At 61.3% G+C, this 19539-nt stretch carries 17 protein-coding genes; 4 read left to right on the forward strand and 13 right to left on the reverse strand.

The window, feature by feature from the left end:
* Positions 1–17: 17 nt before the first annotated feature.
* The 6 genes from PSH59_RS06675 to PSH59_RS06700 form a co-directional block, all read right to left on the reverse strand.
* Positions 18–1268: an OprD family porin gene (locus PSH59_RS06675; protein WP_248083998.1), complete on the reverse strand. Its 1251-nt coding sequence runs from the start codon at positions 1266–1268 to the stop codon at positions 18–20.
* 142 nt (positions 1269–1410) lie between these two features.
* Positions 1411–3018, reverse strand: coding sequence for a J domain-containing protein (locus PSH59_RS06680; protein WP_305394605.1), 1608 nt, complete (start codon positions 3016–3018; stop codon positions 1411–1413).
* Between the two features lie 12 nt (positions 3019–3030).
* Positions 3031–4728: a molecular chaperone HscC gene (locus PSH59_RS06685; RefSeq protein ID WP_248083996.1), complete on the reverse strand. Its 1698-nt coding sequence runs from the start codon at positions 4726–4728 to the stop codon at positions 3031–3033.
* Between the two features lie 197 nt (positions 4729–4925).
* Positions 4926–6383 carry an AdeC/AdeK/OprM family multidrug efflux complex outer membrane factor gene (adeC, locus tag PSH59_RS06690; RefSeq protein ID WP_248083995.1) on the reverse strand — a complete coding sequence of 486 codons (1458 nt, stop codon included), beginning with the start codon at positions 6381–6383 and terminating at the stop codon, positions 4926–4928.
* Positions 6380–9541, reverse strand: coding sequence for an efflux RND transporter permease subunit (locus PSH59_RS06695; RefSeq protein ID WP_305394606.1), 3162 nt, complete (start codon positions 9539–9541; stop codon positions 6380–6382). The genes adeC and PSH59_RS06695 overlap by 4 nt, the downstream gene beginning before the upstream one ends.
* Before the next feature lie 3 nt (positions 9542–9544).
* Positions 9545–10690, reverse strand: a complete 1146-nt coding sequence (locus PSH59_RS06700) for an efflux RND transporter periplasmic adaptor subunit (RefSeq protein ID WP_248083993.1) — start codon at positions 10688–10690, stop codon at positions 9545–9547.
* Between the two features lie 286 nt (positions 10691–10976).
* On the opposite strand from PSH59_RS06700, the gene PSH59_RS06705 reads away from it, so the two are divergent.
* Positions 10977–11609, forward strand: a complete 633-nt coding sequence (locus PSH59_RS06705; RefSeq protein WP_248083992.1) for a TetR family transcriptional regulator — start codon at positions 10977–10979, stop codon at positions 11607–11609.
* Positions 11610–11842: 233 nt separating this feature from the next.
* Here PSH59_RS06705 and PSH59_RS06710 read toward each other — a convergent pair whose 3' ends face one another.
* From PSH59_RS06710 to PSH59_RS06720, 3 genes are read right to left on the reverse strand one after another with little or no spacing between them, the layout of a single operon-like run.
* On the reverse strand, positions 11843–12898 hold the full coding sequence (locus PSH59_RS06710) for an alkene reductase (RefSeq protein ID WP_248083991.1): 1056 nt from the start codon (positions 12896–12898) through the stop codon (positions 11843–11845).
* A gap of 26 nt (positions 12899–12924) precedes the next feature.
* On the reverse strand, positions 12925–14091 hold the full coding sequence (locus PSH59_RS06715) for an MFS transporter (RefSeq protein WP_305394607.1): 1167 nt from the start codon (positions 14089–14091) through the stop codon (positions 12925–12927).
* Between the two features lie 11 nt (positions 14092–14102).
* The gene (locus PSH59_RS06720) at positions 14103–14429 is read right to left on the reverse strand and encodes a helix-turn-helix transcriptional regulator (RefSeq protein ID WP_248083989.1); all 327 of its coding nucleotides are present in this window, start codon (positions 14427–14429) and stop codon (positions 14103–14105) included.
* Positions 14430–14583: 154 nt separating this feature from the next.
* On the opposite strand from PSH59_RS06720, the gene PSH59_RS06725 reads away from it, so the two are divergent.
* The gene (locus PSH59_RS06725; RefSeq protein ID WP_248083988.1) at positions 14584–15168 is read left to right on the forward strand and encodes an ACP phosphodiesterase; all 585 of its coding nucleotides are present in this window, start codon (positions 14584–14586) and stop codon (positions 15166–15168) included.
* A 46-nt stretch (positions 15169–15214) separates the two neighbouring features.
* Here the strand turns inward: PSH59_RS06725 and PSH59_RS06730 are convergent, their stop codons facing one another.
* The gene (locus tag PSH59_RS06730; protein WP_305394608.1) at positions 15215–16006 is read right to left on the reverse strand and encodes a lysophospholipid acyltransferase family protein; all 792 of its coding nucleotides are present in this window, start codon (positions 16004–16006) and stop codon (positions 15215–15217) included.
* On the reverse strand, positions 16006–16761 hold the full coding sequence (gene olsB / locus PSH59_RS06735; RefSeq protein ID WP_248083986.1) for an L-ornithine N(alpha)-acyltransferase: 756 nt from the start codon (positions 16759–16761) through the stop codon (positions 16006–16008). Before olsB ends, PSH59_RS06730 begins: the two co-directional genes overlap by 1 nt.
* Before the next feature lie 185 nt (positions 16762–16946).
* On the opposite strand from olsB, the gene PSH59_RS06740 reads away from it, so the two are divergent.
* Together PSH59_RS06740 and PSH59_RS06745 are read left to right on the forward strand one after the other, a co-directional pair.
* Positions 16947–18020 (forward strand): serine hydrolase, encoded by a 1074-nt coding sequence (locus PSH59_RS06740; RefSeq protein ID WP_305394609.1) that lies wholly within the window; start codon positions 16947–16949, stop codon positions 18018–18020.
* The gene (locus tag PSH59_RS06745; RefSeq protein ID WP_248084116.1) at positions 18017–18331 is read left to right on the forward strand and encodes an amidase; all 315 of its coding nucleotides are present in this window, start codon (positions 18017–18019) and stop codon (positions 18329–18331) included. Before PSH59_RS06740 ends, PSH59_RS06745 begins: the two co-directional genes overlap by 4 nt.
* Before the next feature lie 97 nt (positions 18332–18428).
* Here PSH59_RS06745 and PSH59_RS06750 read toward each other — a convergent pair whose 3' ends face one another.
* Both PSH59_RS06750 and PSH59_RS06755 read right to left on the reverse strand, forming a co-directional pair.
* Positions 18429–18818, reverse strand: a complete 390-nt coding sequence (locus tag PSH59_RS06750; RefSeq protein ID WP_248083984.1) for a hypothetical protein — start codon at positions 18816–18818, stop codon at positions 18429–18431.
* Entirely contained in the window at positions 18815–19297 is a 483-nt protein-coding gene (locus PSH59_RS06755) for a hypothetical protein (protein WP_305394610.1), read from the reverse strand. Before PSH59_RS06755 ends, PSH59_RS06750 begins: the two co-directional genes overlap by 4 nt.
* Positions 19298–19539: the final 242 nt, after the last annotated feature.

Here is a 19539-nt window from a genome sequence, read left to right on the forward strand (position 1 = left end):
GTAAGTGCCGCGCCGGTTTACAGCAGACTTAGCGGGTAACTGACGATCAACCGGTTTTCATCGAACTCGTTGTTGCTGTAGTCGCGGCGCATGCTGGAATTACGCAAGCGCACTGTCAGGTTCTTCAGGTTGCCGCTCTGCACGGTGTAGCCCAATTCGCTTTCACGCCCCCATTCCTTGCCGTCGGTAATCGTGCCGGTGTGCACGTTGCTGCCGCTGATGTAGCGGTTCATCAACGTCAGGCCGGGCACGCCGAGGGCGGCGAAGTTGTAGTCGTGGCGCACTTGCCAGGATTTTTCCTGGGCGTTGTCGTAGCTGGAGTTGTAGCTGTCGTTGGCCAGGGTGCCGCCGCTGGTGCCGTTGACGCGCATCCAGGCAGTGTTCCCGGTGAGTTTCTGCAGGCCGACGTAAAAGGTGTTGCCGCCGTACTTGGCCGAGAACAGGCCGGACCAGGTCTTGTTGTCCAGTGCGCCGGCGCGGGCGCTGCCGTCGTCCTTGCCGTAGAAGAACCCCAGGTTGGCGCCCAGGGTCCAGGCGCCGAGGGGCTGGCTGTGGATCAGGTTGACGTACTGCTGGCGATAGATGTCCTTGAGCTGGGCGTTCCACAGACCAATCTGGGTGCGTTTGTCGTTGAACGCGTATTCGCCGCCCTGGAAGTTGAAACGGTCGGAGGTGAACGCGGTTTTACCGGTCATCGACAGGTCGTTCATGCTGCTGTCGTCGCGCGGGCTGTTGGCGCGGAACTGGCCGCCATAGAGGGTCAGGCCGTCAATTTCTCTGGAGGTGATCTGCCCGCCGCGCAGGGTTTGCGGCAGCGAGCGGCCATCGTCGGCACGCAGGATCGGCAGCACCGGCATCCATTCGCCGACCTTCACTTCGGTCTTCGAAATACGTGCCTTGAATGCCACACCGAGGCGGCCGAATTCATCCGCCGGGCGGCCATCGTGGTCCAGCGGCAACAACTGGGTGCCACCGGTGCCATGCCCGCCGTCGAGCTTCAACGAATACAGGCCCAGCACATCCACCCCGAAGCCTACCGTGCCCTGGGTGAAGCCGGACTTGGCGTCGAGAATGAAACTCTGCGTCCACTCCTGCGCGCCGCCCTGGGTTTTGGTCGGGTTGGTGAAATTGCGGTTGAAGAAGAAATTGCGCAGGTTGAGGTTGGCACTGGCGTCTTCCAGGAAACCGTGTTCTTCGGCGATTGCAGGAAGGGCAAAACTGGCAACAGCGGTGGCCAGCAACAGCTGGCGAGGGCGGAACATGCTCATGGCGTTGGACCTGTTGTTATTGGGGTTTTGCAGGTGCGGGCCATGGTGCGTGGCGGTGCGGGGGCGGTTCAATCGGGGCTGGGCGGGTTGTGGGCGATGATCGAACGCAAGTTGCCGGGCGCTGAGGCCCGGTTGCGGCAGCTCAGGACTTGGGCGGGGTGAAGTGGGTCCAGGGGATCGCCGGCAAGTAATGCTGGGCGGCGACGATCAGCGCCACCATCACCACCACGAACACCGCTTGCAGGGGACTCCAGAATGCCCAATGCAGGCCGTTCAGCCAGGGATAACCTTCACTGAATTTCTGGCTCATCCGGCCGATGCGTTTTGTGTGCAGCAGGTTGATCAGCAGCGCGCCGGCATAGGTCACTGCGCCGAGTATGCCGAGCATCAGGCCGCAGGCGATCAGCATGATTGCCTGGGGCACGCCGTGGCGAATCACCAGCCAATAGTCGTTGGGATTGAGTCGTTTAGGGATCAGGTACTGGCTCAGCCAGATATCCGGCACCCGGTATACCGAACTCATGACCGCCCAGAACTGGGTGACACGAAAGGCGACAAGGGCCGGCACGAATGACATCAGCATGAAAAGGAACACCGACATCATGTCCAGTTTGCCTGGTGTGTCGTGGGCGATGTTCAAGCCGATGGCGAGGGCGAAGATCGCCCACAGTCGGATAAACACCTGGGTGTAGATCGGCCTCGGTACGAATTTGCGCCAGAAAAACACATCGGCCTGAGGCAAGCGTTCAATCAATTGCGGGTAGCGCCAGGTCAGGGTTTGGGCCAGGTGCTGGCAGGCATTCCACTCGTTATCGCCAAACCCGTCGATCATGTTTTTCTGTTGGGTGGCCGTCATGGGCGTCAGCAACAGGCGCGCGGCAAAGGCGTCGGCAGAGGTGCGTCGCGGATCGTGGGCCTTGTCTTGCAGGTGGGCGTAGAAGCTTTCCTGCTCGCAACGCGACACCAGTTCGCGCCACATCCAGGCCGGTTCCGGATACACGCCTTTCTGATCGTCCCAGCCAAATGCCTGGCACACCCGTTCGAACAGCGGCACGCTCCACTGCGTGTCATGCAGCAGGTGCAGAATGATGCGTTGCCACTGCTGTTGCAGGTCGAACACCCGCAGCCACGGTTGGTTGTTGTAGGCCGTCAGTTGGCTGATGAACTCGCGTTCGGCCTTGTGTTCCAGCAGTTCCTGCAAGACACGGCGGTAGTCCTGCAGCAGCTCGCCTGTCAGCGCTTCGTGCTGCCAGGGGGTCATGGCCACGTGTTGCCACGGCGTCAGCCAGTCCAGGTGTTGCACGGCCCATTGGGCGATGGCGCTGCGCTCGCCGGGGGCGTCGAAGCAATGGCGCAGCAGACCGGCCTGGAACGCGTCGGTGCAGGCCTGTTGCCGGGCCTGTGCCCAGCGCTCGTCAAGGTTGTGGGTGTTGAGGCCGCTGAGCAGGGCGTCGGCGAGGTTCGGTGTTTCGAACGGGGCAGGGCTGAGGGGGCGGATGTCCATCAGCTCGGCCAGGTCGTTGAGGTTGCCGTAGGCCTGTTCGACCGCTGGCGCCTCGACGTTTGCTTCGTCCTCGCTGTCAGCACGCCAGCGCGCCTCGCTCAACGCGTATTCATAGGCTTCACGCAGGCGCTGGAAACCGGCCGGGTCGTCATCCGGGCGGCAGCTTTTCAGCAACCGCGCGTAGGTACGCTTGATGGTGCGCTCGTCGGCGTCTTGCGGCAGTTGCAGTACGGTCCAGCAGTCCATGTCGTGCTCCCCTCAGCGCCAGAACCCGGTGTCCAATTGCTCCAGTTGCCGGGTCAGTTCACTGCGCGCTTCACGGATGCGCCGCTCGTCCTGGGTGTCGAGCACCTGCTGGAACTGCGCGGCCCAGTGGCCCAGTTGCTCACGCAACTCACCGAGGTTTTCCTGATAGAGCCGTTCCAGGCGTGCGGTGAGCACCGTGTTGACTTGCTGGTCGCGCGGGTGAACCTTCAACTGCGCCAGGGCTTGCAGGCGTTGCTGGATCTCCTGCGGGCTGAGCACGCCGGGGTTGTTCTCGATCACCAGCGAATGTTGCTCGCCGGTGAGGGGAATGTTCACCTGGGCTTCCAGCAGGCCGTTGTTGTCGTAGGTGAAGCGCACGTCCAGCGAGACTTCACCGGCTTTGCGCTTGGGCACGTCGATCTCCAACTGGCCCAGTTCGATGTTGTCTTTGACCAGGCGGCTTTCACCCTGGTAGATCTTCAACAGCACCTGGCTCTGGTTGTCGTGCAGCGTCACCACGCTTTTGACCCGGCTCACCGGCACACTGCTGTTGCGTTCGATCAGCGGCAGGTAGTGGCCGCTTTCGATATGGCCGCCGTATTGGTTCGAGGTCTCGATACCCAGGGTGTAGGGGCACACGTCAGTCAGCACCACTTCTTCCAGCGCCGCCGAACGGGCTTTGAGTGCGGCCTGGATCGCGGCGCCGTGAGCAACCACCTGGTCCGGGTCGAGGCTGATGGATGGAAAGCGCCCGAACAGGCCGGCGGCGAGCTTGCGCACCAACGGCATACGCGTGGTTCCGCCGACCAGCAGGATTTCATCCAGGTCGCCGACGCGAATCCGCGCATCGCGCAGGGCACGTTCGATGGGCGCGCGCAGGCGTTCGAGCAGCGGCGTGTAAAGCTTGGCCAGTTCCTGCTGGGTGATGGTCTGTACCCATTGCTGGCCGTCGATGCGCAGCGCGAACTCAGCGCTGTCGTCCTGGCCCAGGGCTTTGCGCACGCGCTCGGCTTCGCGGCGCAGCGCGTGCAGCACGCTGCTGGTGGGCGGGAAGCCGGCGGCATTGCGCTGGCTGTCGACGAAGTGCTCCAGCAGCAGGGTGTCGAAGTCTTCGCCGCCCAGGAAGTTGTCGCCGGCACTGGCGCGTACTTCCATCACGCCGTCGAACAGCTCAATGATCGACACGTCAAAGGTGCCGCCGCCGAGGTCGAACACCAAGAACGAGGTTTCCTTGTCACGCTGATGCAGGCCGTAGGCGAGGGCGGCGGCTGTGGGTTCGTTGATCAGTTTTTCAACGTTGAGCCCGGCCAGTTCGCCGGCAATCCGCGTGGCTTTGCGCTGGCCGTCGCTGAAGTAGGCGGGCACGCTGATCACAGCTTCGGTGACGGTATGGCCGTAGGTGCGTTCGATGTCTTCCTTGAGGCTCTTGAGCACCAGCGCCGAGAGCTCTTCGGGGCGAAACGAACGATCACCCAGGCGCACTTCGGTGGCGCTGCCCATGAAACGCTTGAACAGCGAGGTGGTCAGGTGCGGGTGAGTGTGCAGGCGCTCTTTGGCAGCCTGGCCCACCAGGACACGGCCTTGATCATCCAGCCCGACCACGCTTGGGGTCAGCAACTGGCCAAGGGCATTGGGCACCAATTCGGTGGCGTCACCGCGCCAGACGGCGGCGAGACTGTGGGTGGTCCCCAGGTCGATTCCTACGATCATTACGACAAGCTCCCTCTGTGGTCGGTAAGAATCTGTAACCAATTTTAACCTGAAAGGTTGAAGCGAAAGCAAGACTGCACAGCCCCTGGGGGCGAGCGGAGTTCAGGTGGCGAGCCAGTCCTGATGGGCATCGATCAGTCGGCATAAAAAAACCGCCTCCAGTAAGGGAGGCGGTTTTTTGTTTACAGCAGCGCTAATCAGAACAACTTCAACGCCGGGGCTTCTTCTTTCAATGGCTCATTCTTTGCGGTCTGCTCGTTCCAACCGCCGCCGAGGGCCTTGTACAGGGTGACTTCGCTGGTCAGCTGCGCCAGGCGGTCGGTGATCAGCGATTGCTGGGCACTGAACAGTTGGCGCTGGGCGTCGAGGAAGGTCAGGTTGCTGTCGACACCGATGCGGTAGCGACGCTCGGCCAGGCGGTAGTAATCCTGGTTGGCTGCCACGAAGCCGCGCTGGGCATCCAGCTGTTGCTTGTAGGTCTCACGGGCGGCCAGGCCGTCGGAGACTTCCTGGAAGCCAGTCTGGATGGCTTTCTCGTAGTTGGCCACGTTGATCTCTTTCTGGATCTTCGAGTAGTCCAGGCTGGCGCGCAGGCTACCGGCGTTGAAGATCGGGATGTTGATCTGCGGGGCGAACGACCAGGTGCCCGAGCCGCCCTTGAACAGGCCGCCCAGGGTCGGGCTGGCGGTGCCGGCGCTGGCCGTCAGGGTGATGCTCGGGAAGAACGCTGCACGGGCTGCACCGATATTGGCGTTGGCTGCCTTGAGGTTGTACTCGGCCTGCACGATGTCGGGACGACGTTGCAGCAGGTCCGATGGCAACCCGGCCGGCACTTCGCTGAGCAGGTCATCGGACAGCGGCTTGCTGGCGATATTCGCCGGCAAACCGGTGCCCAGCAGCAGGGTCAGATTGTTCTCATCCTGGGCCACCTGGCGGGTATAGCGCGCCAGGGCGACGCGGGCGTTTTCCACCGAGGTGCGTGCCTGGCTCAGGTCGAGGGCCGAGGCCACGCCGACTTCGTTGCTGCGCGAGGTCAACTTGAAGCTCTGCTCGTACGCGCCCAGGGTGTCCTGGGTGAGCTTGAGCAGTTCCTTGTCGGCCTGCCAGGTCAGGTACGCGGTGGCCACGTTGGCCACCAGGCTGATCTGGGTGCTGCGCCGTGCCTCTTCGGTGGCGAAGTACTTTTGCAGTGCTTCTTCACTCAGGCTGCGTACGCGGCCGAACAGGTCCAGCTCGTAGGAACTGATGCCCAGGCCTGCCGAGTACTGGCTGGCGATGGTCGCTTCACCGGTCTGCGACAGTTTGGCCGGCGTACGCGAACGGCTGCCGCTGCCCGTGGCCGAGACGGCCGGGAACAGGTCGGCGCGCTGGATCTGGTACTGCGCGGCATAGGCATCGATGTTCAGCGCCGCGACACGCAGGTCACGGTTGTTTTCCAGTGCGGTCTTGATCAGCTGTTGCAGGGCAGGGTCATGGAAAAACTGCTTCCAGCCCTGCTCGGCAGCGGCCTGGTTCGGCGCCTGGGCCGGCGAGTACGCCGGACCCTGCGGGAACTGCGCCGCCACCGGCGCTTCGGGGCGCTGGTAGTCAGGTATCAACGAGCAGCCACTGAGCACGAAGGCGGTGACGGCTAGGGAAAGTAGCGACTTGCTCATTGGCCAGCCTCTTTAGAAGTGTGCTTGGGTTCAGTCTTTTTACGCTCGCCGGCGGCGGACACAGTGGCGAAGAACAGCGGGACCCAGAAGATCGCCAGGACAGTCGCCGTGATCATACCGCCAATCACGCCGGTACCGATCGCATGCTGGCTGCCTGAGCCGGCACCCGAGGAGATCGCCAGCGGCAGTACGCCGAGGATGAACGCCATGGAGGTCATGATGATCGGACGCAGACGCATGCGGGATGCCTCGATGGCCGCTTCGACGATGCCCTTGCCTTGTTCGTGAAGCTCTTTGGCGAACTCTACGATCAGGATGGCGTTTTTCGCCGCCAGGCCCACCGTCACCAACAGGCCCACCTGGAAGAACACGTCGTTGGACAAGCCGCGCATGCTGGTGGCGATCAACGCCCCCACCACACCCAGCGGCACCACCAACACGACCGCGATCGGGATCGACCAGCTCTCGTACAACGCCGCGAGGCACAGGAACACCACCAGCAGCGACAGGGCGTACAAGGCCGGTGCCTGGGAGCCGGACAGACGTTCTTCGTACGACAGGCCCGTCCACGCGTAGCCGATACCCGCCGGCAATTGCTTGGCGATGCGTTCGACTTCAGTCATCGCGTCACCGGTGCTGTAACCCGGTGCCGGGGTGCCGAGGATTTCCATCGCCGCCACACCGTTATAGCGCGAGAGTTTCGGCGAACCGTAGATCCATTTGCCCGAGGCGATGGCCGACAACGGCACCATCTTCCCGGAGTCGCTGCGCACGTACCATTTGTTCAGGTCTTCGGGCGACATGCGGCTGGCGGCTTCGCCTTGTACGTACACCTTCTTCACGCGACCACGGTCGATAAAGTCGTTGACGTAGCTGCCACCCAGGGCAATCGCCAGGGTCTGGTTGATGTTCGACAGCGTGATGCCCAGGGCACTGGCTTTTTCGTCATCGACGGTCAGTTCGTACTGCGGCTCATCGTTCACCCCGTTAGGACGCACGCCTGCAAGAATCTTGCTTTGTGCGGCCATGCCCAGGAACTGGTTACGCGCGGCCATCAACTTGTCATGGCCGACGCCGCCCTGATCTTGCAGGAACACGTCGAAGCCGGTGGCGTTACCCAGCTCCAGTACCGAAGGCGGCACGATCGCAAACACCATGGCGTCCTGGAAGGTCTGCATGAAGTAGCCTTGGGCACGCTTGGCGATTTCGAACACCGACGTCGACGCGTCGCGTTCATCCCATGGCTTGAGCATCACGAAGGCCAGACCGGAGCTTTGGCCACGGCCGGCGAAGTTGAAGCCGTTGACGGTAAATACCGATTTCACGCCCTTGCCTTCGCCTGGCTCGCCTTCCTTGTCGTTGAGCAGGAATATCCGCATGTCGTCGATGACTTTTTGCGTACGCTCAGCGGTGGAGCCGACGGGGGTCTGCACCTGGGCGAAGATCACGCCCTGGTCTTCGTCGGGCAGGAACGCGGCAGGGATGCGCATGAACAGCCAGATCATGCCGGCGAAGATCAGCAGGTAGACCAGGAACGCCGGGATCTTGTGCTTGATCATGTTGCCCACACCGCGCTCGTAGCTCAGTACGCCACGGTCGAAGGTGCGGTTGAACCAGCCGAAGAAACCGCGCTTGGGTTGGCCGTGTTTTTCCGGGTCGATCGGCTTGAGCATGGTGGCGCACAAGGCCGGGGTGAAGATCAGGGCAACCAGTACCGACAACGCCATGGCCGAAACGATGGTGATGGAGAACTGTTTGTAGATCACCCCGGTGGAACCACCGAAGAACGCCATCGGCAGCAGTACCGCCGACAGCACCAGGGCAATACCCACCAGGGCGCCCTGGATCTGGGTCATGGACTTGACCGTCGCCTCTTTCGGCGACAGATGTTCCTCGGCCATTACCCGCTCGACGTTTTCCACCACGACGATGGCATCGTCCACCAGCAGGCCGATGGCCAGGATCATGCCGAACATGGTCAGGGTGTTGATGGTGAAACCGAACGCCGCCAGGATCCCGAAGGTCCCCAGCAGTACCACCGGTACCGTCATGGTGGTGATGATGGTGGCGCGGAAGTTCTGCAGGAACAGGAACATCACCAGGAACACCAGCACGATGGCTTCGACCAGGGTGTGCACCACGCCGGAGATCGATTCGGTGACCACAGGGGTGGTGTCATACGGCACCACCGCCTTCATGCCTGGCGGGAAGAACGGTTCGAGGGACTTCACGGTTGCGCGAATGGCCTTGGCCGTGTCCAGGGCGTTGGCACCGGAGGCGAGCTTGATCGCCATACCCGACGCCGGGTTACCGTTGAACTGCGCGCTGATGCTGTAGGTCTGGCCGCCCAGTTCGATACGCGCGACGTCTTTCAGGCGGACCTGGGAACCGTCGGTGTTGACCTTCATCAAGATGTTGCCGAACTGCTCTGCGGTTTGCAGGCGAGTCTTGCCGATGATGGTCGCGTTCAGCTGGGTGCCGGGCAGGGCGGGCAAACCGCCCAATTGGCCGGTGGCCACCTGCACGTTTTGAGCGGCGATCGCGGTGCTGACGTCCACCGGGGTCAGCTGATAGTTGTTCAGCTTGGCCGGGTCGAGCCAAATCCGCATGGCGTACTGCGAACCGAAGACCTGGAAGTCACCCACACCCGGCGTCCGGGAAATCGGGTCCTGGATGTTGGACACGATGTAGTTGGACAGGTCGTCCTTGGTCATGCTGCCGTCTTCCGACACCAGACCGATCACCATCAGGAAGTTCTTCACCGACTTGGTCACGCGGATACCCTGCTGCTGTACTTCTTGCGGCAGCAGTGGGGTGGCCAGGTTCAGCTTGTTCTGCACCTGAACCTGGGCGATGTCCGGGTTGGTGCCCTGGTTGAACGTCACGGTGATGGTCATGCTGCCGTCGGAGTTACTGTCCGAGGAGACATAACGCAGGTTGTCGATACCGTTGAGCTGTTGTTCGATGACCTGCACCACGGTGTCCTGCACGGTTTGTGCGGACGCGCCTGGGTAGGTCACCTGGATGTCGATGGCGGTGGGCGCAATGGCCGGGTATTGGTTGATGGGCAACTTCAGGATCGACAGTGCCCCGACCAGCATGATCACCAGAGCAATTACCCAGGCGAAAATGGGACGGTCGATAAAAAATTTCGACATGGATTACTCCCCTTTGCCGGCAGCGGCGGCAGGAGCAGCGGAACCGGCGGGTTTGGCGTTGTCAGCTTCCTTGACCTTGACCTCCGCGCCCGGCTTGACGTACTGCAGGCCTTCGGTGATCACGCGGTCACCGGCGTTCAAGCCTTTTTCCACCAGCCAGTAAGCGCCGGCGGTACGGTTGGCCACCAGCTCGCGTTGCTCGACTTTGTTATCGGCATTGACTACCAGCGCCGTTGGTGTGCCCTTGAGGTCGCGGGTCACGCCTTGCTGCGGTGCCAGGATCGCCTTGCTGTTCACACCGGCCTGCAGTTGGGCGTGGACAAACATGCCAGGCAGCAAGACGTGGTCAGGGTTGGGGAACACTGCGCGCAGGGTCACGGAACCGGTGGTCTGGTCGACCGACACTTCGGAGAACTCCAGCTTGCCGTCCTGGCCGTAATCACTGCCGTCTTCCAGGGTCAGCTTGACCTTGGCGGCGTTGGCACCGGCTTTTTCCAACTGACCGCTTTCCAGGTCGCGGCGCAGTTTGAGCATCTCGGCAGAAGACTGCGTGACATCGACGTAGATCGGGTCCAGTTGCTGGATCACCGCCATGGCATCCGCCTGGCCGTTACTGACCAGTGCGCCTTCGGTGACGGCGGAGCGACCGATACGCCCGGAAATCGGCGCGTACACCTTGGTGTAACGCACGTTGATCTGGGCGGTTTGCACGTTTGCTTCGGCGGTCATGCGGTTGGCGACAGCGGTGTCGTATTCCTGACGGCTGACGGCCTGCTCATCGACCAACTGTTTGTAGCGGTCGGTGATCGACTTGGTCTGGGTCAGGGTGGCTTGTGCGCTTTTCAGGGTCGCTTCGTAGACCGACGGGTCGATCTGATAAAGCTGCTGGCCTTCCTTCACATCGGCGCCTTCCTTGAACAGACGCTTGAGGATGATGCCGTTGACCTGTGGACGAACTTCCGCGATGCGGTAGGCGGTGGTGCGGCCTGGCAGTTCGGAGGTGAGGGTATAGGCTTGCGGTTGAATAGTGACCACGCCGACCTGAGGGATTTGAGCGGGCGGAGCCGCTTCTTCCTTTTTACATCCGCTGAGCAGCGATGCCAGGGTGACGGCAGTGACCAGAGCGGTAACAGCTGGCTTAAGTTGCATGAAGATCCTCGGGTCAGGCGCGCAGGCTGCGCACAAGAAAGGTGAAAGGGTAAAAAACGAGCCGTGAGTGGATAAGTAGCTTGCTACGCAATATACTTACGTTCATGGTTGTTTGTAAACTCTTGACAGGCTTCGCGTGTTGTTGACAAAGCAACGCCTGCAGCCTCGATTCCATTACGTTCGGCGCCCATGATGGTGTCGTCCCACAAATATTCAGATCATCGTTTGCATCTATTAACGTTGCGTTAACGATAGTCTCAAGTGTCCTGATTGAGGTTGTACTGCCATGGTCCGTCGCACCAAAGAGGAAGCTCAAGAAACGCGCAGCCAGATTCTCGATGCCGCCGAGCAAGCCTTTTATGAACGCGGCGTTGCACGCACGACGCTGGCGGACATTGCCGCGTTGGCGGGCGTGACGCGAGGCGCGATTTACTGGCATTTCAGCAATAAGTCCGATCTGTTGCAGGCACTGCTCGACACCTTGCACGAGCCGTTGGACGAGTTGGCCAGGGCCAGCGAAAGCGAAGACGAAATCGACCCGCTGGGCTGTATGCGCAAACTGCTGATTCATCTGTTTCATCAAGTGGCCCTGGACCCGAAAACCCGGCGCATCAACGAGATCTTGTTTCATAAGTGCGAATTCACCGATGAAATGTGCGACATGCGCCGCCAGCGCCAAACCCACAGCCTGGAATGCAACCTGCGCATCGGATTGACGCTGCGTAACGCGGTGCACCGTGGGCAACTTCCGGAAAACCTCGACACCACCCGCGGCGCGGTGTGCCTGCATGCTTACATCAATGGGCTGATTGGCCAGTGGCTGCTGGTCCCCGACAGCTTCCAATTACACCAGGAAGCCGAACGCTGGGTGGATGCAGGGCTGGACATGCTGCGCTTTAGCCCCAGCCTGCGCAATTGAGACAAAATGCGTAATTGCCGCGGGCTGTGTCAACAGTAAAGCCTAAGGACAGTCAATCGTCCTTATGCCTGATCGGTGGGGTGACTTTATATACGGGCTGGCGGGCGGTTGATAGGTAGCCGCCTAAGTATTTTGTAGGGAATTTGTTGCGGTTCTGTGAAGCAGTGTTTCCTGCCCCAGTGAAAAAGCCCCGGTTCGCGAGAGCCGGGGCTTTGTCGTTTTAGCGCGTTACGTCACAGCGCCAGGGTCGGGTAGTCGATGTAGCCCACCGGGCCTTTGCCATAGAAGGTCTGCGGATTAGCTTCATTCAAGGGGGCATCGGCCTTCAGACGCGCCGGCAGGTCCGGGTTGGCAATGAACGGCACGCCGAAGGCCACCGCATCGGCCTTGCCGGCGGCCAGCCACGCATTGGCGCTGTCCTTGGTGAAGCTTTCGTTGGCGATGTACGCGCCGCCGAAGGCTTTTTTCAGTTGCGGGCCGAGGCTGTCCGCCCCTTCCTTTTCACGGGAGCAGATAAAGGCGATGCCGCGCTTGCCCAGTTCGCTGGCGACGTAGGTGAAGGTTTCCGCGAGGTTATCGTCCCCCATGTCGTGGGCATCGGCACGCGGTGCCAGGTGCACACCCACACGGCCAGCGCCCCAGACTTCGATGGCCGCGTCGGTCACTTCGAGCAACAGGCGTGCGCGGTTTTCCAGGGAGCCACCATAGTTGTCGGTACGTTTATTGGTGCTGCTTTGCAGGAACTGATCGAGCAGGTAACCGTTGGCGCCGTGGATCTCCACGCCGTCAAAGCCTGCGGCCTTGGCGTTTTCGGCACCGGTGCGGTAAGCGTCGACGATGTCGGCGATTTCAGCGGTCTCCAGCGCACGTGGGGTCGGGTAGTCGGCCAGTGGGCGCACCAGGCTCACATGCCCTTTGGGTTGGATCGCGCTCGGCGCCACCGGGGCTTCGCCGTTCAGGTACGACGGATGGGAAATACGCCCCACGTGCCACAGTTGCAGGAAGATCTTGCCGCCCGCACCGTGCACGGCCTTGGTCACGTTGGCCCAGCCGCGCACCTGGTCGTTGGACCAGATACCCGGCGTGTCCGGGTAGCCCACGCCCAGCGGCGCTACCGAGGTGGCTTCGCTGAGGATCAGCCCGGCGGAGGCGCGTTGCACGTAGTACTCGGCCATCAGCGCGTTGGGCACGCGACCTTCATCGGCGCGGCAGCGGGTCAGCGGCGCCATGATGATGCGGTTGGACAGCTGCACGTCGCCCAGTGTGATCGGATCGAAAATAGTCGTCATGGGATAACACCCTTCAATTGAGTTGATCAGTTGGTCGCAGGAGCCAGATCGGCGTCGCCGCTCTGACGGAAAGTAATCAGGGTCACCACCAGTGCCAGGACCGCCAGGGCCGCTGCTGCCAGCGGCACGCTGGTCAGGCCGAAACCGTGGGCGATCACGCTGCCGCCGACCCAGGCGCCGAGGGCGTTGCCGATGTTGAAGGCGCCGATATTCAAGGTGGACACCAGATTCGGTGCGGCCTTGCCGAAGGTCACCACGTTTATCTGCAACGCCGGGACGGCGGCAAACGACGCGGTGGCCCACAGGAACAAGGTGATTTCAGTCGGGATCAGCGCGACGCTGGTCCAGCTCAGCGCCGTGGACACCACCGCCATGCTGATAAACACACCGACCAACGTAGCGGCCAGGCGTTTGTCGGCCAGCTTGCCGCCGATGATGTTGCCCACGGTCAGGCCCAGGCCGATCAGCAGCAGGGTCCAGGTCACGCCCTTGGGCGACACGCCAGTGACATCGCCCAGCAGCGGCGCAACGTAGGTGAAGAGGGTGAACATGGACGCGGCGAACAGCGCCGTCATGCTCAGCGACAGCCAGATGCCGGCGCCTTTGAGGGCGGCCAGTTCGGCGCGCATGTCGAGTTTTTCTTCGTCACGCTTGGCCGGCAGGAAGCGGATCAGGCCGATCAGCGCGACAACGCCAATCACCGTGACCGCCCAGAAGGTCGAACGCCAGCCGGCTTCCTGGCCCAGCGCGGTGCCCAGCGGGACGCCAAGCACATTGGCCAGGGTCAGACCGGTGAACATCAAGGCCACCGCCGACGCACGTTTGTTGGCCGGGACCAGGTTGGCGGCAACCACCGAACCAATCCCAAAGAAAGCGCCGTGACACAGCGCGGTGACCACACGGGCAAACATCAGCACGTTGTAATCACTGGCCAGGGCGCAGAGCAGGTTGCCGACGATGAAGATACCCATCAACGCTACCAAGGCGGCTTTGCGTGGCAGCCTGGCGGTGGCCAATGCCATGAACGGCGCACCAATCGCCACGCCCAGGGCATAACCGGTAACCAACCAGCCGGCGCCGGGGATCGACACGCCGAGGTCCGTCGCCACATCGGGCAACAAGCCCATGATGACGAACTCGGTCGTGCCGATGGCGAAGGCGCTCAGGGCCAGGATGAGTAGCGAGAGGGGCATTGTCGTGTCCTTTACAGCGGCGCGCGGATGTCAGCGCTGAGTTCAGTGATAAACGCCGTGAGGAAGGCTTGGATCACTTCCTCATTGCGTTTGAAAAAGTGCCATTGCCCGGCCTTCTGGCTGCTGATCAGTCCCGCCCGTTGCAACGTGGCGAGGTGGGCCGACACGGTCGACTGGGACAAGCCGCAGCGCTGGTCGATCTGCCCGGCACAGATGCCGTATTCGTGGTTATGCAGTTGCTCGGGGAACTGCACCTTCGGGTCTTTCAGCCAGGTGAGGATGTCTCGTCGTACTGGGTGCGCCAGGGCTTTTATTATTTCGTCGAGGTCAATGGACATGGCAGTCGCTCGGTGTCGTAAAGCGTTATATCGCGATGAAGCGAACTTTAAATCGTAATATCCCGATATACCAATATGATTTCGATCTGATGTCAGGCTAAATCGGTATATCGGGTTATAACGATACGTTGATGGCAGTGCTAGACTGCGCGCCATGAATTATCTCGCACATCTGCACTTGGGCGGCCAACTTCCTGCGCAACTGCTGGGCAGCCTCTATGGCGACTTCGTCAAAGGCCGCCTGCAAGGGCAGTTCAGCCCGCCGATCGAGGCGGCGATCCAGTTGCATCGCGCCATCGACCGCTTCACCGACACTCATCCACTGGTGGGGCAGGCGTTGTCGCGCTTCAGCCTCACCCGCAGGCGCTATGCCGGGATCGTCGTCGACGTGTTTTTCGATCATTGCCTGGCGCGGGATTGGGCGTTGTATGCCGACCAGCCGCTGGCGCACTTCACGTCGCAGGTGTACCGCGTGCTGCAGGCCGAACCGGAGTTGCCGGGGCGCTTGGCGCAGATTGCGCCTTATATGGCGGCCCAGGATTGGTTGGGCTCGTACCGTGAGTTCGCGGTGATGGAGCAGGTGTTGCGGGGGATTTCGCGGCGGCTGACGCAGCCGGAAGCGTTGGGACATGCGATGCAGGAGTTGCGGCTTTTATATGAACCGCTGAGTGAAGACTTCCGGCGCTTCTACCCTCAATTGCAGGAATTCGCACAGTCTCAACTGATCACACAAAACTAAAGGTGGGAGGCGGGTCGCCCCTCCCACCTTTCTGACCATGCCCGCGTCAAGCGGCGAAGGCTGGTCGCGCCGCCAGGTGCTCTGCCTCCGGCAACGGCCCGAACAACGCCTTCTGCACCGCTTGCTGCGCCTGATACGCCAGCGCCGCACGTTCCTGGCCGGCGCAGGCGATCGGCTTGAGTATGTGGATTTCCACGTCGCCCTGATCATTGGCAAACAAGCGCATCAGGTGCGAGAGCAAATCATCATCGCCAATGAACGGTGCCAGCGGGTCCACCTGGCCGTCGCGCACATAACGAATCGCCACCGGTTGCAGGCACACATCCGCGTCGATCGCACTGGCCAGCAAGCGCCCGTGAAAGGTGCGCAGGCTGCGCCCGTCGGTGGTGGTGCCTTCCGGAAACATCAACAAGGGGTGCTGTTGCTCCAGATGACGGGTCATCTGTTTGCGGATCAACTGGCTGTCGCCCGAACCCCGGCGGATAAACAGACTGCCGGCTTTGGCCGCCAACCAACCGGCCACCGGCCAGGTGCGCACTTCGGCCTTGGACAGAAACGACATCGGCGCCACAGCGCCCAGCAACGGAATGTCGGTCCAGGACACGTGATTGCTCACCCACAGCATCGGCTGCGTCGGCAGCGAACCGTGCACCGTCACGCGAAAGGGCAGGGCGTTGGTCAGTCGCGCCATAAAGAACCGCGACCAGCGCTGGCGCCGCACCATCGAGTTGGCCACGCCCAGGCGCTCGAACAGCCCAAACACACTGGCCATGCTCAGGCCCAGCGCCACCACCACTAATACGCGGGCAATGCGCCCGTAGACGCGCAGGCGGCCCATCACATGGCCGCCTTGAAGTGACGTGCATAACGCGGGCACAGCTCATCGCGCTTGAGCAGGATGAACACGTCGGCGACCTGGAAGTCTTCATCCCAGCACGGCTCGCCACAGATCTTCGCACCCAGGCGCATATACGCCTTGAGCAGCGGCGGCATTTCGGCGATGACGTTGGATGGCAGGTCCAGTGCCGGCAGGGGTTTTTTCGGTTCGGCGCGCAAGTGTTCGTTGCACAGGTAGCGTTCGCGCAGGCGCTGCATGATCGCATGGGCCTGGATGCCACCGTCATGCATCGGGATGCTCGCGCAGCCCATCAGGTAACTGTAGCCGCCCTCGTTGAGCACTTCGGCCAACTCGCCCCACAACACAGCGATGGTGCCGCCGTTGCGGTAGGCCGGGTCGACGCAGGTGCGGCCGATCTCCAGGATCGGGCCTTGCAGGTGCAGCAAGCCGTGCAGGCTGAATTCTTCTTCGCTGTAGAACCGCCCCAGGGTGCTGGCGGCCTGATGGTCGAGCAAACGGGTGGTGGCGACCAATCGACCGCTGTTCAAGTCCCGCACGCCGATATGGCTGCAGTGAACATCATAGTCATCCATGTCCAGACCCTGTTCCGCACCTTTCAGCTTGGCGTTGAACTCGCCGCTGAACACGTTGAAACGCAGGGCCTGGGCTTCCTGCAAAGCTTTCGCGCCAACCAGGCGTTCGGCTTGCAGACGGCGTTCATTGCCGGTGTCGCTGATGCGGGCGATCTGAGTCATGGCGAATCTCCGAGTGCCGGCCACTTACCGGCCGGTCGACTTGTTTGTCCAAACTCAGGCTATGTACCCCCGGTGTCATCTCCATGAAGTTATGGTGACGCTTGGATGACAGCACCGACTGTCGCCAATCTGTCATCGGCCTGGGCTAGGCTCGCGGGCTTGAATGCCCCCTTGAGTTTGTGTCCATGGTCAGAGGCTTGCTGTGCGTTGCCCTGTTGTTCGTCACCGTTATCGCCCGCGCCGAAAACTGGCCCGACAAGGACTGGACCAAGGGCACGCCACTTGTCGGCCCTGCCGTCGACGCCCTCGAGACCTACGCCTTCCCCCCGCGTGACGATGCCACCCGCCAAGGCATCCGCACCGATGCACTGCTGGTGATCCGCGACGGGCAGATCATTTATGAACGCTATGCCGCGCCTACCACGGCGAGCACGCCGCACCTCACCTGGTCCATCAGCAAGAGCCTGATGGCCACTGTGCTCGGCGTGGCCTATGGCGATAATCGCTTCAAACTCACCGACCCGGTGGCGCGCTTTTACCCACCGATGAAGCAACACCAGGCGGTGACCATGGCCGACCTGCTGCACTGGGCGTCGGGCCTCGACTGGCAGGAAGACTACGAATACGCGCCGCTCAAATCCTCGGTGGTGGCGATGCTCTACACCCGTGGTCGCAGCGATATGGCCGCGTTTACGGCGGATATGGACGCCTTCAGCGGTCCCGGCCAGGTGTTCCGCTATTCCAGCGGCGACAGCAATCTGCTCTCCGCCGCGCTCAAAGGGATGCTCGGCCACAAGGCGTACATGAGTTATCCATGGGACGCGCTGTTCAAACCGTTGGGGATTCGCAGCGCCACCTGGGAAACCGACGCCGACGAGACCTTCGTCGCTTCGTCCTATGCCTATCTCACCGCCCGCGACCTGGCGCGCGTCGGCCTGCTGATGGCGCGGGATGGGCGCTGGGGCGATGAGCAATTGCTGCCCAAGGCCTGGGTCGCGTTCAACCGCCAGCCGTTCGATAAATACAAAACCGGCCAGGACGAAGCCGTCCCCGGCGGCCAGTGGTGGCTTAACCAAGGCACCCCAAGGCCCTGGCCCGACGCCCCCGCCGACACCTTCGCCGCCCTTGGCCACTGGGGCCAGGCGCTGTACGTGATGCCCGCCGAACACTTGGTGATCGTGCGCTACGGCGATGACCGCGACGGTACTTATCGCCACAACGAACTGCTCAAACGCGTGCTCGCGGCGGTGCAGCCATGATCCGTCGTCGGCCGTTTACCAGCCTGTTTCTGCTGCTGTTGCTCGCCTTGCTCGGCTGGGTGTGGCACGAGCGCGTCAACCTGCAAGCCTTCCCCGACATCATTGCGGCCTACACCGCCAAGGAGTACTGCTCGTGCCGCTATGTAGCGAACAATCCAGCTGACTATTGCCGCGGATATGTGAAGCAGTACGTGCCCACCAGTGCGTTCAGGGATAGCCCGGAGCGTAGTGAAGTGACGGCGAGCGGGCTGGGGCGCACGCACACGGCGCGGTGGTTGGGGGAGCGGCAGGGGTGTCGGTTGGTGCCGTGAGTGGGCGTGACATTCCGTAGTGGTGAGGCCTTAGATTTGTCGTGTCCGCGCCCATCACGGCATTGGTCTTTGTTGAATGTGTTCCATTTTTACGGTTCTATCTAAACTTCAATACAATGGCTACAGCTATCATCCAGCTGAAGGCAGTGAGCGCCATAGACATATTGACGATCAGACGTCGTTTCAGGTGAGGTGGAAAGTTTTTGAGATCGACTGGGTCCAGTTCACCGATAATAATAGACGCCCTCGGCCACACCACCATTCCGGCGATTTTTGATATCTCCCACAGGGACCAAATCAAGCCACGTTTACCCAGGCTCGGTCCCCAAAGATAAATATAACGGCTGTTCTTCAAGGCCTCCTTTATAGCATCCATATGACGGTGACTCAGGTAGAGGCTGTATGCAAGGCTCAACGCGGCAAGCAGAATCGGGCCGCCGCTAACAATTATCGCGATCCAGGGAGACCACGTGTAGATACTCGTCATGGTTGCCTAGTCTTGTAAATCATTTCACCCATGTATTCGCCTCCCATCCCTCCGCCCGTCGTACCCACCCATGTGCCCGCTCCCACTACGGCCGCGACACAGACAACGCCTCCTATACCTCCTGTAGCTACGCCAATCGCCAAGCAGATTGAGCTACTGGCATAACCCGATATCGCACCACCTAGTGCGCCACCAAAAGTGGAACCGGCGAATTTCCCACCTTCAGTAAATTTGATCTTCTCGCAAGCCGCCTCAGAGTCACCGTTACACACCTGTTGTATAGCCAGCAACGACGACACACCACCAATACCAATGCCAATATAACCGCCTGTCTTCATGTACTTGGTCGCACGACTGATCGCCTCCACATGAGCTGAATACCCCGGAATCTGTCCCGGCGCCCCGGCCTTGTCCCAGTGATACACCAAGCTTCGGCTGGAGATCCCAAGCGCCGTTTTCAGCTTGGGATGATCGCCCAACGTGTTTACCTGAGCTCCAACAGAATGACTACAACTGTCAACCACGCTAAGGAGGCAAGCATCAGTGCCGTATCGACAATCAGATGCCTTTTCAGATAAGGCGGGAAATGTTCAAGATCAGCAGGGTTTACATCTCCCATCTGTATATATGCCTTTGACCACAAAACCATTCCGGCAATTTTTGCAATTTCCAATAGGGACCAAATTAAGCCCCGCCTCCCTAAACTCGGCCCCCAAAGATA

It is taken from the genome of Pseudomonas sp. FP2309 (genome assembly GCF_030687575.1).
Classification (GTDB): Bacteria; Pseudomonadota; Gammaproteobacteria; order Pseudomonadales; family Pseudomonadaceae; genus Aquipseudomonas.

Excerpts from the sequence above, each read along its gene's own strand:
- PSH59_RS06680 (WP_305394605.1), bottom strand. The coding sequence starts at position 3,018 with ATGGACTGCTGGACCGTACTGCAACTGCCGCAAGACGCCGACGAGCGC.
- PSH59_RS06710 (WP_248083991.1), bottom strand. The coding sequence starts at position 12,898 with ATGACGACTATTTTCGATCCGATCACACTGGGCGACGTGCAGCTGTCC.
- PSH59_RS06695 (WP_305394606.1), bottom strand. The coding sequence starts at position 9,541 with ATGTCGAAATTTTTTATCGACCGTCCCATTTTCGCCTGGGTAATTGCT.
- PSH59_RS06715 (WP_305394607.1), bottom strand. The coding sequence starts at position 14,091 with ATGCCCCTCTCGCTACTCATCCTGGCCCTGAGCGCCTTCGCCATCGGC.
- olsB (WP_248083986.1), bottom strand. The coding sequence starts at position 16,761 with ATGACTCAGATCGCCCGCATCAGCGACACCGGCAATGAACGCCGTCTG.
- PSH59_RS06745 (WP_248084116.1), top strand. The coding sequence starts at position 18,017 with ATGATCCGTCGTCGGCCGTTTACCAGCCTGTTTCTGCTGCTGTTGCTC.
- PSH59_RS06730 (WP_305394608.1), bottom strand. The coding sequence starts at position 16,006 with ATGGGCCGCCTGCGCGTCTACGGGCGCATTGCCCGCGTATTAGTGGTG.
- PSH59_RS06675 (WP_248083998.1), bottom strand. The coding sequence starts at position 1,268 with ATGAGCATGTTCCGCCCTCGCCAGCTGTTGCTGGCCACCGCTGTTGCC.
- adeC (WP_248083995.1), bottom strand. The coding sequence starts at position 6,383 with ATGAGCAAGTCGCTACTTTCCCTAGCCGTCACCGCCTTCGTGCTCAGT.
- PSH59_RS06720 (WP_248083989.1), bottom strand. The coding sequence starts at position 14,429 with ATGTCCATTGACCTCGACGAAATAATAAAAGCCCTGGCGCACCCAGTA.
- PSH59_RS06700 (WP_248083993.1), bottom strand. The coding sequence starts at position 10,690 with ATGCAACTTAAGCCAGCTGTTACCGCTCTGGTCACTGCCGTCACCCTG.
- PSH59_RS06750 (WP_248083984.1), bottom strand. The coding sequence starts at position 18,818 with ATGACGAGTATCTACACGTGGTCTCCCTGGATCGCGATAATTGTTAGC.
- PSH59_RS06725 (WP_248083988.1), top strand. The coding sequence starts at position 14,584 with ATGAATTATCTCGCACATCTGCACTTGGGCGGCCAACTTCCTGCGCAA.
- PSH59_RS06705 (WP_248083992.1), top strand. The coding sequence starts at position 10,977 with ATGGTCCGTCGCACCAAAGAGGAAGCTCAAGAAACGCGCAGCCAGATT.
- PSH59_RS06685 (WP_248083996.1), bottom strand. The coding sequence starts at position 4,728 with ATGATCGTAGGAATCGACCTGGGGACCACCCACAGTCTCGCCGCCGTC.
- PSH59_RS06740 (WP_305394609.1), top strand. The coding sequence starts at position 16,947 with ATGGTCAGAGGCTTGCTGTGCGTTGCCCTGTTGTTCGTCACCGTTATC.